This window comes from Streptomyces sp. 3214.6, from assembly GCF_900129855.1.
GTDB lineage: Bacteria > Actinomycetota > Actinomycetes > Streptomycetales > Streptomycetaceae > Streptomyces > Streptomyces soliscabiei.
Genome location: NZ_LT670819.1, coordinates 5,256,379 through 5,271,223, shown reverse-complemented (window position 1 = coordinate 5,271,223; position 14,845 = coordinate 5,256,379). Strand labels below are relative to the sequence as shown.

General features: G+C 73.5%; 8 protein-coding genes. 5 read left to right on the top strand and 3 right to left on the bottom strand.

The genetic code is table 11. The features are described 5' to 3' along the window. Positions 1-136 precede the first annotated feature (136 nt). Complete coding sequence (locus B5557_RS23755; RefSeq protein WP_079661357.1) at positions 137-2,023, top strand: sigma-70 family RNA polymerase sigma factor; 1,887 nt, start codon at positions 137-139, stop codon at positions 2,021-2,023. On the opposite strand, the gene B5557_RS23750 is transcribed toward B5557_RS23755, so the two are convergent. Both B5557_RS23750 and B5557_RS23745 read right to left on the bottom strand, forming a co-directional pair. After that, a complete protein-coding gene (locus tag B5557_RS23750) occupies positions 2,010-5,492 on the bottom strand; it encodes a BTAD domain-containing putative transcriptional regulator (protein WP_079661356.1) in 3,483 nt (1,160 codons plus the stop codon). The genes B5557_RS23755 and B5557_RS23750 overlap by 14 nt on opposite strands. Before the next feature lie 247 nt (positions 5,493-5,739). Then, positions 5,740-7,860 carry an asparagine synthase-related protein gene (locus B5557_RS23745; RefSeq protein WP_079661355.1) on the bottom strand — a complete coding sequence of 707 codons (2,121 nt, stop codon included), beginning with the start codon at positions 7,858-7,860 and terminating at the stop codon, positions 5,740-5,742. A gap of 705 nt (positions 7,861-8,565) precedes the next feature. Between B5557_RS23745 and B5557_RS23740 the strand changes: the two genes are divergently transcribed. The 4 genes from B5557_RS23740 to B5557_RS23725 all read left to right on the top strand — a co-directional run bounded on the left by B5557_RS23740 (position 8,566) and on the right by B5557_RS23725 (position 13,736). Next, positions 8,566-9,990, top strand: a complete 1,425-nt coding sequence (locus tag B5557_RS23740) for an MFS transporter (protein ID WP_079661354.1) — start codon at positions 8,566-8,568, stop codon at positions 9,988-9,990. A gap of 114 nt (positions 9,991-10,104) precedes the next feature. After that, a complete protein-coding gene (gene lhgO / locus B5557_RS23735; RefSeq protein WP_079661353.1) occupies positions 10,105-11,322 on the top strand; it encodes an L-2-hydroxyglutarate oxidase in 1,218 nt (405 codons plus the stop codon). A gap of 89 nt (positions 11,323-11,411) precedes the next feature. Continuing rightward, a complete protein-coding gene (trmB, locus tag B5557_RS23730) occupies positions 11,412-12,263 on the top strand; it encodes a tRNA (guanosine(46)-N7)-methyltransferase TrmB (protein WP_173877722.1) in 852 nt (283 codons plus the stop codon). 57 nt (positions 12,264-12,320) lie between these two features. Next, the gene (locus B5557_RS23725; RefSeq protein WP_079661352.1) at positions 12,321-13,736 is read left to right on the top strand and encodes a PrsW family intramembrane metalloprotease; all 1,416 of its coding nucleotides are present in this window, start codon (positions 12,321-12,323) and stop codon (positions 13,734-13,736) included. Positions 13,737-13,805: 69 nt separating this feature from the next. Here B5557_RS23725 and B5557_RS23720 read toward each other — a convergent pair whose 3' ends face one another. After that, positions 13,806-14,750, bottom strand: coding sequence for an aldo/keto reductase (locus tag B5557_RS23720; protein WP_079661351.1), 945 nt, complete (start codon positions 14,748-14,750; stop codon positions 13,806-13,808). Between the last annotated feature and the right edge of the window lie 95 nt (positions 14,751-14,845).

Here is a 14,845-nt window from a genome sequence, read left to right as displayed (position 1 = left end):
AAACCTAGTACTGGGTTTCGACAAGTCCGCACGGACGAGTGGTAGGGCCGTCCCACAGGGTCCTGAACAAAAGCCAATATGGCACCCTGACCCGGTGGTCGGGACTGGTAGGGCAGGCGGCGGGGGGCTTTCCGCGATGAGCGTTGACGGTCGGGACGAGTCACTCGGTTCACCGCAGGTGCCGAGCCAGGGCGGACGCGCGAGCGGCCCGGCACCCACCCCGCCGGCCGCCCCGGTGGAGAGCACCGTCCCGGCACAGCGCGAAGGGCGGACCGGGGGCATCCTCCCGCCGCCGCGGGACCTGCCGCCGGCCGACACCGACCTGATCGGCCGGATGCGCTCGGGCGACGACACGGCGTACGAGGAGCTGTACCGACGTCACGCCGACGCCGTGCGCCGCTACGCCCGCACCTGCTGCCGGGACGCGCACACCGCCGACGATCTCACCGCCGAGGTCTTCGCCCGCATGCTCCAGGCGGTGCGCGGCGGCTCGGGACCCAAGTACGCCGTCCGCGCCTACCTCCTCACCTCCGTCCGCCGCGTCGCCGCGGGCTGGACGCGCTCGGCGAAGCGGGAGCAACTCGTCGACGACTTCGCGGTGTTCGCCGCGCAGTCCGCCCGCTCCTTGGACGTCGCCGACGACGACAGCCTGGACCTGGGCGCCGACGTGCGCGCGATGCACGAGGCCGAGCAGTCCATGGCCATGCGGGCCTTCCGCTCGCTGCCCGAGCGCTGGCAGGCGGTGCTGTGGCACACCGAGGTCGAGGACGAGTCGCCGAGCGAGGTCGCCATGCTCTTCGGCCTCGACGCCAACGGCACGCGCGTGCTCGCCAGCCGCGCCCGCGAGGGCCTCAAGCAGGCCTATCTCCAGGCCCATGTCAGCGCCACCCTCACCAGCGACGAGGAGTGCGCCCGCTACGCCGACCAGCTCGGCACCTACGCCCGCCGCCGACTGCGCACCCGCGCGGAACGAGGGCTGCGCAAGCATCTGGAGGAGTGCGCCAAATGCCGGCTGGCCGCCCTGCAGATCGAGGAGGTCGCCAGCAGCATCCCCGCCGTCGTGCCGGTCGCGGTCATCGGCTGGTTCGGCGCCGCCGGGTACGCCAAGGCCGTCGCGCTCCTCGCCGGGGGCGCCGGGGTGGGGGCGGCGGGCGCGGCCGCCGCGGCGAGCGGTTCCTCCGGCGGGACGGGCGCCGGGGGCGGTGCGCTGGCCTCGGAGGGGCTGGGCGCGCCCGTGAAGGCCGGCATCGCCGCCGGTGTGGTCGCGGTGGCGTCCGCCGCCGTGGCCCTCGCGCTCGTCGGCAACGGCAGTCCTGCCAAGCAGCCCGAGGCCAAGCCCCCGGCATCCGCGCCGGCGCCGGTCGCACGCCCCGAGGAGCCGACCCCCACGCCTACGCCGACGCAGGAGCCCGAGCCGAACCCTCCGGCGATCATCCCGGCGGCGGCCCCGACGCCGGCCGCGAGCCCCAGGCCCACGCCTATCCCGACGCCGGCCCCCACACCACCGCCGGCCCCCATCCTCACCCCGACGCCGACCCCGACGCCGACGCCCACCCCGACCCCCACACGCACGCCGCCGCCCGCTCCGGCCGCCTACCCGCTGAGCGAGCTGTCCTTCGACGTCACCGGCGACGGGACCGGGCCCGAGATCCGGCTCGGCGGCAGCAGCTGGGTGTGGCAGCGCGACGACGGGCTGTCCATCGCGGACCGGCCGTACGGGCGCGGGGTGACCGTGCACGGCGAGTCCTCCGTCACCGTCGACCTCAACCGGGAGTGCACCTCCTACGACGCGCTCGTCGGCGTCGACGATCTGACGATGAAGCTCGGCAAGGTCTCCTTCTCCGTCTACGGCGACGGGAACCGGCTCTGGTCGTCCGGGGTGATCAAGGGTGGTGACCCGGCCGTGCCCGTCCATGTGAACCTCACCGGCCGCGCGACCGTACGCCTGGTGGTCGAGCCGCACAGCACCTTCGACACGGTGGCACTCGCGGACTGGGCCGAGTCCACGTTCACCTGCTCGTAGCGGACCGGAAGGCTGCGGGGCGCGCCGTGTCCGGCGGTGGGGCGGGGTGGTCGTGCGCGGCTCGCGTGAGTTCGTCGAGGGCGTCGGTCACCGTCATGGACGTACCCCGGGTGCGCTCGGCCGCGTAGCCTTCGGCGCCCAGGGCCTCACGGATCGCGGCCTCGGCCCGCTCGGCCCGGGCGTGGTCCGGGGCGGGGCGCGGGTGGGGGCCGCGCAGAGCGTCGGCGGTCGCGAGGAGTCGGGCCGCGCGCGGCAAGTCGCCGAGGTGGGCCAGCACGTCCGCCGCGCCGTCCAGGATCGACGAGGTGACCGTCTCGGCGCACTCGTCGGCCACCGCCCGGCGCAGCGTGTCGGCGAGCATCGGCAGACCGTGCTCGGGGCCGGACTCGGCGGCCGTGAGGTCCGCGTCGAGCAAACCGAGCGCCGCCGCGAACTGCGGTGGCGGTGTGCCCTCCCCGGCCGCCGTACGGGCCCGGTCGCAGAGCTCGCGCGCGTGGGCGGCCTGCCCCTCGTAGAGTGCGATGTGAGCGCGCAGCAGGAGGACGAACGCCCGGACGTCCGGCACGCCGTGGCGGTCGGCGGCGTTGTCCGCCTCGTCCAGCGCGGCGAGCGCGCCGTCGACGTCGCCCGAGCGGTAGGCGATCTCCGCGAGCCGGGCGATGAGGAACGGCGACTCCGTGTACGCCCCGACCTCGTAGGCGAGCCGCAGCGCCTCGCGGTACTCGCGCTCCGCCTCCGCGAAGCGGCTGCGCGCCATCTCCGCCTCGGCGGCCGCACTGCACACCTGGGCCCGCATCCAGCGGTCGCCGACGCGCGTGCTGAGCTCCCGCAGCTCCGCCAGGTCGTCGTCGACGCCGTGCAGTCCGCCGGACGAGTCGACGACCGTGTGCGTGCGGAACATCAGGGTGCAGCCGAGTTCCCAGTCGCCGCCGTAGGCACGGCAGTTGGCGACGGCCGCGTCCAGGATGCTCCGGACGTCCACCGTGTCCCGCAGCTGGAAGGCCGTCAACGGCCAGATCAGGCCGGGCATCACGGCGGCCTGCGGGCCGCCCGGCTCGTAGTCGGCGCGCAGGCGGACGAGGTACTGCCGGTGGCGTGAGTCCGCCCCGACGTCCTTCCGCTCGGACTCCGACAACAGGAACAGATGCAGCATCCGCAGGTTCACGCGCCGCATGTACCGGGTGTGGCCGTCCGCCCCGGGCGCGGGCGGGGTCGTCTCGAGGAAGGCGTCGACGGGGTCGACGGCGGCCATGCGGGCGGTGAGGTCGGCGGGGACGGTGAGGGAGCGGCAGGTGAGGGTGGCAGCGGGGTCGAGGGGGCGGGCGGGCGCACGGTCGGGGCTGTTGTTCGTGCGGGAGGGCTGGAGCGTGTCCAGGACGGCGCCCAGACGCAGGGTGCGGTCGGTCCATTCGGCGCCCTCGTGGCGGTGGTTGCGCAGCCACCAGAACCAGCCCGTGGCGAGGCAGAGGGCGGCGGCCTCCTCCTCGTCACCTGCCATCAGCGCGCGCTGGAGGCCCACGCGGATGTTGTCCATCTCGGTCTCCAGGCGGGAGATCCAGCGGAGTTGCTCCGCGGAGCGCAGCAGTGGATCGGCCCGCTCGACGAGCGCGCGCACCCACGCACGGTGTCGCCGTTCGACCGCCGCGCGGGACCGCGGGGACTCGGCCGCGCGTTCGGTGGCGTACTCGTGGATGGTCTCCAGCATGCGGTAGCGCATGCCGTCGCCGCCGTCGCCCTCACAGGGGGCGGCCACGACCAGGGACTTGTCGACGAGCGCTCCGACGAGGTCCGCGACGGGGCCGGTGCACACGGCCTCCGCCGCCTCCAGGTCCCAGCCGCCCGCGAACACGGACAGCTCGCGCAGCAGTGTGCGCTCCGGTTCGTCGAGCAGGTCCCAGGACCAGTCGACGACGGCCCGCAGGGTCTGCTGGCGGGGCAGGACCGTGCGGCTGCCCGAGGTGAGCAGGCGGAAGCGGTCGTCGAGGCGGTCGGCGATCTGGCGCGGGGTGAGCATCCGGAGGCGGGCGGCGGCCAGCTCGATGGCGAGCGGCAGCCCGTCCAGCCGGCGGCAGATCTCCGCGATCGCCTCCTGGTCCCGGTCGTGCAGGGTGGCGACCGCGTCGGGGCGGGCGGCGGCCGCGCGGTCGGTGAACAGGCGGTGCGCCTGGTCGGGGAGGAGGGGCTCGACCGGGCGCACCGACTCACCGGGGATGCCCAGGGGTTCACGGCTGGTGGCGAGGATCGTGAGCCCGGGGCAGCGGGTGAGGAGGGTCTCGGCGAGGGCGGCGGCCGCGCCGATGACATGTTCGCAGTTGTCAAGGATCAGGAGTTGGCTGCGCTGTGCGCAGTACTCGACGAGCAGGGCGACCGGGTCGTCCTGCGGGGTGGCCAGGTCGGTGGTCAACAGGACGGTCTCGCGCAGACCGAGGGCACTGACCACCGCGCCCGGCACCGCCTCCGGCCGGTCGAGCGGCGCCAGTTCGGCCAGCCACGCCTGCGGGAGCCCGGCGGCGGCTTCCTCGGCGAGACGGGTCTTTCCGGAGCCGCCCGGTCCGGTGAGCGTGACGAGACGGGCCCTGTGCAATTCGGAACGGATGGCGGCGAGCTCGGGTTCCCGGCCCACGAAAGAGGTAAGCCGCGGACGGATGTTGCCGGTGCGTTCGGGAAGGTGGAACGGGGTGAGGTCGGCGAGGGGCGCTGGGGGGTGGGTCGGTGCCGGGCCGTGGTCGTGTCGGCGACGGTGCGTCCGTGTCGGGCGGTTCAGGAGTTCGGTGTGCAGGGCACGCAGGTGTGGGCCCGGGTCGGCGCCGAGGCCGTCGGCGAGGGTGCGGCGGGCGGTCTCGTAGGCGGCGAGGGCGTCGGCGGCGCGGCCGGCGTCGCGCAGGGCGCGGATGAGGAGGGCGTGCAGCGGCTCGTCGTAGGGGTGCGCGGCGGTCAGTTCCGTCAGGCGCGGCACGGCTTCGCGGGCGCGGCCCAGGAGGAGGTCGGCCTCGGCGCGGGCGCGGGTGGCTTCCAGGTGGAGAGCCTCGGGACGGGCGGCCGCGGTGCGGTCGGGGAGGTCGGCGAGGGCGGGGCCGCGCCATAGGGCGAGGGCGGCGTCGAGGGCGCGGGCGGCGGCGGAGGCGTCGCCCTGCCGCAGGGTGTCGGTGCCCTGGCGTACGAGCCGTTCGAAGACGAAGAGGTCGACGTCGTCCTCGGTCGCGGCGAGGCGGTAACCCTCGGGGGCGGAGGTGACGGTGTCCTTGCCGACGGCACGGCGGAGACGGCCGATAAGGGCCTGGAGGGCGGCGGTGGCGTCCTGGGGCGGGGAGTCGGCCCAGACCTCGTCGATGAGGGTTTCCGGGGCGGCGGCGCGGCCCGGGCGGAGGGCCAGGGCGGTAAGGAGCGTGCGGAGGCGGAGGCCGGGGATGGATACGGCGATGCCCTGGTCGTCCTCGGTCTGGGTGACGCCCAGGATTCTGTACCGCACCTGTTCATTGTCCCCGGGGGACGAGGTGGGGGCACCGCGTTTCGGGGCGGTCGGTCGTGGGGCGGGGTGGGTGCCCGGGGGTCGGTCCCCAGGTGCGTACGGCCGGCTCCGTTTGGCGTGGCTCGGCGTGGCGGCTGAGGGGTGGGTGGCGCGGCCCGGCGGTGCGGGGTGCCGCTGAGCCCACGCGTGCCGCACCAGCGGCACGACTGCCCGCAGTAGTGCGGGCAGCGGCAGGAGCGGCGCGGCCTCAGCCGCCCGAGGAGACCGCTCGCCTCTGAGGGGCGATGCCTGCCGGTACCGCGCGTGCGCGGGCCGGGGTTCCTGTCCAGCAGGTTCCTCTGCGGGACAGGAGGCGGCGGAGCCAGATCTCGAGGGAGATCAGGTCGGCGAGGCCGTCCAGGGGGAGGGCTTCGCCCGCCGCGGCGGCTCTGAGGGCCTTGCGGACGACTCTCGCCTCGATCAGTCCCGCTTCCGCGAGCAGGGGGGCCTCGAAGAGGGTGAGGAGGGGGTCCATCGCCATACGCAGGCCTGCCCGGGCCGCCGCGGTGACCGGGGCCTGGGAAGGGGCGCCCCAGCCGGGCGGGAGGTCGGTGACACCGGCGCCCTTCAGGACGGTGCGCAGGATCGCGGCGCGCGCCCCCGGTTGCACGCGCAGGGTCTCGGGGAGCGCCCGGCACGCGCGGACGACCTGGTTGTCGAGAAACGGAGCGTGCAGCCGCTGGGAGCGGATCTCGGCGGCCTGCTCCAGGACACGCAGGTCCATGGCATGACGCGTGAGGGCGGCACGCGCGCGGTAGTCGCCCGGGCGCTGGCCGGGGCCGACTCCGGACCGGTGCGCGGCGCCCTGCAGGCGAACCGATACTTCAGCCAGCGCCTCACCCGTCAGCCAGCGCGCCGCCGGGCCCGCGCCGCCCCAGGTGAGGGCGGCCAGGGACGCCCCTACGGCGCCTCCGGGGTCGTCGAAGCTGAAGCTGCGGTGCAGGAGGCGTTCTGCCAGGCCCTCCATGCCCGCGCGGTAGGACGTACGGGCCAGGCGGCGGGCCGCGCCGTACACGCGCGCGGGGACGAGTACCGACCCGTCGGCCTTCGTCAACGCCGCGACGGGGCGTACCAGGTGGCGGCGCTTGCGGTCCATCAGCAGGTCGGCGAGGCGGGCCGGGTGGGCGTCCAGGACCTGGCGGGCGCCGGAGCCCGTGAAGTGGTCCGCGCTGCCCGCCGCGAGACGCGCCCGGTGGCGGGCGGCCGTGACCAGGCTGGCGCCGGGTTCGTCGGTCAGCGGGCCGTCCAGGTCCGCGTACGGCAGGGTCTCCTCGCTGCCGGCCACCACGACGTGGTGCAGTCGCGGGTTGGCCGCGAGGGCGCCGGCCCGTTCCAGTTCGGCCTCGCGGCCGCCGACGGCCAGGTCGTTGAAGGTGACGGCCAGCAGCCGCTCCCCCGCGCCCGTGCCGTGTCCGAGCAGGGTGCCGGGCATGCCGGGCAGGCCGGCCGCCAGGAGCGCCAGCGTGCCGGAGGCCGGACCGCCGGAGAGGTCGGCGCCGATGCCGGGAACGGGCATCCCGCGCGCGGCGCGCCGTTCGGCGGGTCCCATGCCGGGCACCGGGCCGGGATCGATGTCGGGGACGTGCCGGGGCGCGGACAGACGCGCGCGTACCGCCTCGATGAGCGCGTCGCGCACGCCGTCGACCGCGCTGTCCGCGTCGGCCGGGGGCGCCGCCACGGCGAGGGAGGCGACCGGCTCGTAGCCGGCGACCTCGCGCGCCCCGGCGCGCAGGATCAACGCATGCCCCGGCGGAATGCGTCGCACGCCGTCGTACGGGGTGGAGTCGTGCAGGGCGGCCGGTACGTCGGGGGCGGCGAGCAGGGCCGCCAGGTGGCCGAAGTCGAGGTTGGCCTCGATGAGGTCGGCCAGCGGCAGCGCGGCCGTCGCGTACGCCGTGCCGCCCGCCCACGGGGTGTGGAACACCGGGCGGGCGCCCGCGAGATCACCGCAGACGGTGATGCGCCGGCCGACCTGGACGATCGCCGTGTAGCTGCCCGACCATGCCGTCAGATGCCGAAGTGCCCCTCCGCGCGCGGCGAACAGTCCGACGCGCAGTTGTTCGTCGCTCGCCCCGCAGGTGCCGAGGACCGCGATCCGGGTCTGGGCGTCGGCCTGCACCACCCGCACCTCGTCGGGGCGCCAGTCGCCGACCGCCCACAGCGGATCGGGGTCGCCCCACAGGAGTTGGGAGCCGACCGGGTGCAAGGTCTCACCGTCGTGGCCGACTTGGCCTCCGTACGCCGCACCGTCGTCCTGGCGGCCTTCGTAGCCCATGGCTCCGCCCAGCGCACCCGCGGCGGTGCTGCTCCATCCCACCAACCACCGCATCGACGCCTCCACAGGCTGTGGACAACCGAGTGCACCGTACGAACGGTTCACATGCTGCCACGAAGAACGCGCCGTAGAAGGAGGCGGCGCCGCTTGCGATCCGGGGAGTGTGCCCGTGTGAACGTGTCGGCGCCGGTTGCGGCGTCCGCGCGCACCCCGGCGTCCACGACCTGAATGCGCCCCCGGTACGCTCCCCCAGGACGCCCTGCGCGCCCTCGATTTCCATGGTCGGAGACGTTGTCACCCAGGGAACAGAGGGTCGATTTTCGGCCAAATCCCCGGCGTGCGTCCGGTGTTGAGAACGTCCCGCGCAGGCTCCGCACACGCTCCGTGCACGCGCGCGTGCCGTGAAAGGCTCGCGCCGGTCCGGGAGACGGAGTTCGCCCCCCGGACCGTTCCGCCGCCCGCGGGGATGAAGGCGGCGGTGTCCCCCAGCCCACTGGATCCAGTACAGCGGGCCGACCCACGCAGGTGCCATGGAACCGCTCCCGTGATGGCCGGAGAAGAGCGCACGGCCGGGCGCACGACCACACAGCGGGAGCACACCGCGACGATCCGCACCTGCACCCGCGCTTTCGTACTGACCACAATCCCGCCAACCGGAAGAATGCCCCTTAACGCTTGGGATGCGGCGAACTACGCTGGGTTTACGAATGCCGCATGGTTATGCCAGCGCGGCAGCCGTCTGTGTCGAGGGGTGGCGCAATGTCCAGGGAGCAACGCGGGCCGAACGAAAAACTCGGCGCCGTTCTCGCCCTCGCGGGAATCAGCAACGCAGGACTCGCGCGACGCGTCAACGATCTTGGCGCTCAACGCGGGTTGACTCTTCGCTACGACAAGACGTCCGTGGCGCGCTGGGTCTCGAAGGGCATGGTGCCGCAGGGTGCCGCGCCCCATCTCATCGCGGCCGCCATCGGACAGAAGCTCGGCCGCCCGGTGCCGCTGCACGAGATAGGACTGGCGGACGCCGACCCCGCGCCCGAGGTGGGCCTCGCCTTCCCCAGGGACGTCAACCAGGCGGTGCGCTCGGCCACCGACCTCTACCGCCTCGACCTCGCCGGCCGCCGGGCCGGTTCCGGAGGCATCTGGCAGTCGCTGGCCGGATCATTCGCGGTAAGCGCATACGCAACGCCCGCCTCACGGTGGCTGATAACCCCGGCCGACAGTTCGGTGGCGCGGGACGTACACCTTCTGGAGGGGTCCGGCGCACCGCTCAAAGTCGGCCACAGCGATGTGCAGAAGCTGCGGGAGGCCGCCGAGGACGCCAGACGCTGGGACTCCAAGTACGGGGGCGGCGACTGGCGTTCGTCCATGGTCCCGGAGTGCCTGCGGGTGGAGGCCGCGCCGCTGCTGCTCGGCTCGTACTCCGACGAAGTCGGCCGTGCCCTGTTCGGGGCCAGCGCAGAACTGACCCGGCTGGCCGGGTGGATGGCCTTCGACACCGGCCAGCAGGAGGCCGCGCAGCGGTACTACATCCAGGCGCTGCGCCTGGCCCGCGCGGCGGCGGACGTCCCCCTCGGGGGGTATGTGCTGGCCTCCATGTCCCTCCAGGCGACATACCGCGGCTTCGGCGACGAGGGCGTCGACCTCGCGCAGGCCGCCCTGGAGCGCAACCGGGGGCTGGCCACGGCCCGCACCATGAGTTTCTTCCGGCTCGTCGAGGCACGCGCGCACGCACGCGCGGGGGACGCGCAGGCCGCCGGGGCCGCGCTCAAGGCCGCCGAGAGCTGGCTGGAGCGGGCGCGGGACGGCGATCACGACCCGTCCTGGCTCGGCTTCTACTCCTACGACCGGTTCGCCGCCGACGCGGCGGAGTGCTACCGCGATCTGAAGGCGCCGCGTCAGGTGCGGCGCTTCACCGAGCAGGCGCTTTCTCAGCCGACGGAGGAGTTCGTGCGGTCGCACGGGTTACGGCTCGTCGTGTCCGCGGTGGCCGAGCTGGAGTCGGGGAATCTCGACGCGGCCTGCGAGCAGGGGGTGCGGGCGGTGGAGGTCGCCGGGCGGATCTCTTCCGCGCGGACGACGGAGTATGTGAAGGATCTCCTTCACCGGCTGGAGCCGTACGGCGACGAGCCGCGCGTGGTGGAGCTGCGGGAGCGGGCCCGGCCGTTACTGATGACACCGGCTTAGGCCGTTACATCCCCGGATGCCCGGTTTCTTCCATTTCGGGGTCGCGGGCGCGTCGTGCCCTTCCCCGGGTTTGAAGGCGTTGTCAGTGGCGCAGTGCACTATCGGAGGCGGGAGGTGGTGCACGTGTCGGGGATCGCTTATGACTGTGACGTGCTCGTGGTCGGCGGCGGGATCGTCGGGCTGTCCACGGCGTATGCGATCACGCGCGCCGCGCCGGGCACACGGGTGACGGTGCTGGAGAAGGAACCGGGAGTCGCCCGGCATCAGACGGGCCGCAACAGCGGCGTCATCCACAGCGGGATCTACTACCGGCCGGGGTCCCTGAAGGCCCGGTACGCGGTGCGCGGCGCGGCCGAGATGACGAAGTTCTGCGCGGAGTACGGCATCGACCACTCCGTCACCGGCAAGCTGATCGTCGCCACGGAGCGCGCGGAGCTGCCCCGGCTGCACGCGCTCGTGCAGCGCGGCCGGGAGAACGGCATTCCGGTGCGGGAGCTGGGCGCCGCCCAGATCGCGGAGTACGAGCCCGAGGTGCGCGGCCTCGCCGCCATACACGTACGCACGACCGGGATCTGCGACTACACGGCCGTCGCACGACAGCTGGGCCAGGCGTCCGGGGCGGAGATCCGCTACGGCGCCCAGGTCGTGCGCGTCGACCGGCGGCCGGAGCGCGGGGTGGCCGTGCTCACCGGGCGCGGGGACGTCATCCGGGCGCGGGTGCTGGTGAACTGCGCCGGACTGCACTGCGACGAGATCGCCCGGCTGACGGGCGACGACCCCGAGGTGCGGATCGTGCCGTTCCGCGGCGAGTACTACGAGCTGGCGCGCCCGGAGCTGGTGCGCGGACTGGTGTATCCGGTGCCCGATCCGGCGTTCCCGTTCCTCGGGGTGCATCTGACCAGAGGGATCGACGGCGGCGTGCACATCGGCCCCAATGCCGTGCCGGCGCTGGCCCGGGAGGGGTACGGATGGGGCGTCGTACGGCCGCGGGAGGCGATGGCGACGGCGGCGTGGCCCGGGCTGTGGCGGATGGGCCGGCGACACTGGCGGTACGGCGTCGGGGAGCTGCGGCGGTCGCTGTCGAGGAGGGCGTTCGCGGACGCGGTGCGCCGCCTGCTGCCTGCCGTGGAGGACGGGGATCTGGTGCGGGCCGAGGCCGGGGTACGCGCGCAGGCGGTGCTGCGGGACGGCACACTGGTCGACGACTTCCTGATCCGGGAGGGGCCGCGCACGGTGCATGTGCTCAACGCGCCCTCGCCGGCCGCCACCGCCTCGCTGCCGATCGGGCGGGAGGTGGCCCGCAGAGCACTCGCAGTGCTGGAGGCGTCGTGACCGGCACCTTCGCCAGGGCCTCGGCCGAAGCCTTCGCCCCGGCCTCGGCTCACGGCCGCCCGCCCGGCCCCCGTAAAATCGACCCCACTGTGTCTGATTCCGTGAGTACCCCCGAAATCCCCCAGCCCTCCCCCGGCGGCGAGCACCACCCGGGTGAGTCCGTTCGGCATACCCGCACCAAGGGGGAGCCCCGGTTCCCCGACGGGCCCAAGGCCGATCCCGCCGGGTCGCACTTCGAGCGGCGGATCCGGAGCTTCCAGCCCCGGCGCAGCCGGGTGACGGCCGGGCAGGCGGACGCGTTGCAGCGGCTGTGGGCCAAGTGGGGACTGGACATCGACGGGCACCCCGTCGACCTCGCCGAGTTGTTCGGCGACGACCGTCCGGTCGTCCTGGAGATCGGTTTCGGCATGGGCGAGGCGACCGCGCAGATGGCGGCCGCCGACCCCGACACCGACATCCTCGCGGTGGACGTGCACACGCCCGGCCAGGGCAACCTGCTCAACCTCGCCGACCAGAACGGGCTGACCAACGTCCGGGTCGCCAACGGCGACGCGATCATCCTGCTGCGCGAGATGCTGCCGGCGGACTCGCTCGACGGACTGCGCGTCTACTTCCCCGACCCCTGGCCGAAGAAGCGCCACCACAAGCGGCGCCTCATCCAGCCCGCGTTCCTCGACCTGGCCGCGACGCGGCTCAGGCCGGGCGCGCTCGTGCACTGCGCCACGGACTGGGAGCCGTACGCGGAGCAGATGCTGGACGTGCTCACCGCGCACCCCGAATTCGAGAACACCCAGGCCGACGGCGGGTTCGCACCCCGCCCCGGGTTCCGGCCGCTGACCCGTTTCGAAGGGCAGGGCCTGGACAAGGGCCACGTCGTGAACGATCTGCTCTTCCGCCGCGTACAGCATCGCGTCCGCCCCGGGAATCGCCGACCGGCCTAGGGATCACTGACCGACCGCCCCTCCACCACAGTCCCCTCCCTCGTTAGGGTCGATGCCGTGGCCATCAGTCCCCCGTTTCCGCCCTACCCGCCGCATCCCCCCGGCGGCGCTCCCGAGGACGGTGTGCTCAGGCACGCGCACTGGTGGCAGCGCAGATGGCTGCGGTACGGGGCGCTCATCATGCTGCTCACGCTGTCCGGGCTGGTCATCCTCGCGCTGGTGCGGGAGCAGACCGGAACCGAGGGGTTCCTGGTCGGGCTCGGGCTCGCGGTGCTGCCCGTGCCGCTGCTCATAGCCGCCTTCCGGTGGCTGGACCGGGTCGAACCCGGGCCCTGGCGGAACCTGGTGTTCGCCTTCGCCTGGGGTGCGTGCGCGGCGGCGCTGATCGCCATCGTCGCCAACAGCTTCGCCACCCGGTGGATAGCCACCTCGACCGCCGACCCGTCCAGCGCGGACACCCTGGGGGCGACGGTCATAGCGCCGATCGTCGAGGAGTCCGCCAAGGCCGCCGCCGTCCTCCTCGTCTTCCTCTTCCGCAGGCGGGATTTCACCGGGATCGTCGACGGCGTGGTCGTCGCCGGCGTCACCGCCACCGGTTTCGCGTTCACCGAGAACATCCTGTACCTCGGCACCGCCTTCGGCACCGACCAGCTCAGCGGCGACAGCGGCATCGCCTCCGTCACCGCCGCGACCTTCTTCGTACGCGTCGTCATGTCGCCGTTCGCGCACCCCCTGTTCACCGTCCTGACCGGCATCGGCTTCGGCGTCGCAGCGCTCTCCGGGGACCGTCAGCGCCTGCGGCGGGTGCTGCTCCCGCTGTCCGGGCTGCTTCTCGCGATGGGCATGCACGCCCTGTGGAACGGCTCCTCGACGTTCGGCGAGTTCGGCTTCTTCGCGGTGTACGCGGCGTTCATGGTGCCCGCGTTCGGGCTGCTGACCTGGCTGGTGGTGTGGACGCGCCAACGCGAGCTGCGCACCGTACGCGAGGAGCTGCCCGCCTATGCGGCCGCCGGCTGGCTCACCCCGGCCGAGCCGTTCGCGCTCGGCTCGATGCGGGCCCGGCGGGTGGCCCGTGTGTACGCGGGCCGCCACCTCGGCAAAACGGCGGCGCGGGAGGTGGCGCGGTACGAGGCGTACGCGACGTCCCTGGCGTTCCTGCGGCACCGCGGTCGGCGGGGGCGGGCGAACGCCGACTTCGTCGTACGGGAGCGGGAGTTGCTGAACGAACTGTGGCGGCGTAAGGACATCGCCCGGCCCGCGCTGGACCACGCCGCCCGGATGACGGCCCCGCCGGTCAGGGTGACCGCGCCGCCCTGGCCGGTGTATGGGGCGTACGGGTACGGCCAGGGGCCGGGCCAGGGATACGGGCCGGGTCACCCCGCCGGGTACGGGTATCCGGCGGGGCAGGTGTACGGGCACGGCTACGGGTATCCCGCACAGCCGTACCCGGCTGCCAACCCCTACCAGTCGTAACCAGTACAGGGAGGCCGGAGCAGGAGAGGGCTCAGGAGGAGGAAAGGGCTCAGGAGGAGTAGGAGAAGCTCAGGCCGAGGCCTGGGTCAGCCTGGTGACCTCCGCGTCCGTCAGTTCCAGCTCCGCCACCTCCAGCAGCGCCGGCAGTTGCTCGACCGTCCGCGCGGAGGCGATCGGCGCGGCCACCGTGGGCTGCGCCGCGAGCCACGCCAGCGCGACCGTGGCGACCTGTGTGTCGTGGGCCTGGGCGATCTCGTCCAGGGCGGTGAGCACCTTCCGGCCCCGCTCCGTGTCGAGATGCTTGGCGGCACCGGCGGCGCGGGCGCTCTGCACCGTCGTACCGGGCCGGTACTTGCCGGTGAGGAAGCCGGAGGCCAGCGCGTAGTACGGGACGGCGGCGAGGCCGAAGCGGTCGGCGAGGTTCTGGAGGCCGCCCTCGTAGGTGCCGCGGGAGACCAGGTTGTAGTGGGGCTGGAGGGCGACGTACCGGGCCAGGCCCTCGCGGTCGGAGAACTCCAGGGACTCCTGGAGGCGTTCGGGGGAGATGTTGGAGGCGGCGATGTGGCGGACCTTGCCGGCCTTCACCAGTTCGTCGAGCGCGCCGACGATCTCCTCGACGGGCACCTCGGTCTTGTCGAAGTGCGTGTAGTAGAGGTCGATGTGGTCGGTGCCGAGGCGGCGCAGGGAGGCGTCGGCGGCGGCCTTGATATTGGCCGCGGTCAGGCCGGGGAACTCGGGGTGCTGGCTGACCTTGGTGGCGATGATCACGTCGTCGCGGTTGCCGCGCTGCTTCACCCAGTTGCCGATGATGGTCTCGGACTCACCACCCGAGTTGCCCTGGACCCACGCCGAGTAGGCGTCGGCGGTGTCGAGGAAGTTGCCGCCGGCGGCCGCGTAGGCGTCGAGGACGGCGAAGGAGGCCGTCTCGTCGGCGGTCCAGCCGAAGACGTTGCCGCCGAGGGAGAGCGGGAAGACCTCGAGGTCGGAGGAGCCGAGCTTGCGAAGAGAAGTCATGCTTCACATCAACGGGCGCGGGCGGCACACCCATTCCCTGGGCAACACGAAGAACGTGTGAACAGCCCACGTGATCAGCCCACGTGGACGGAGCA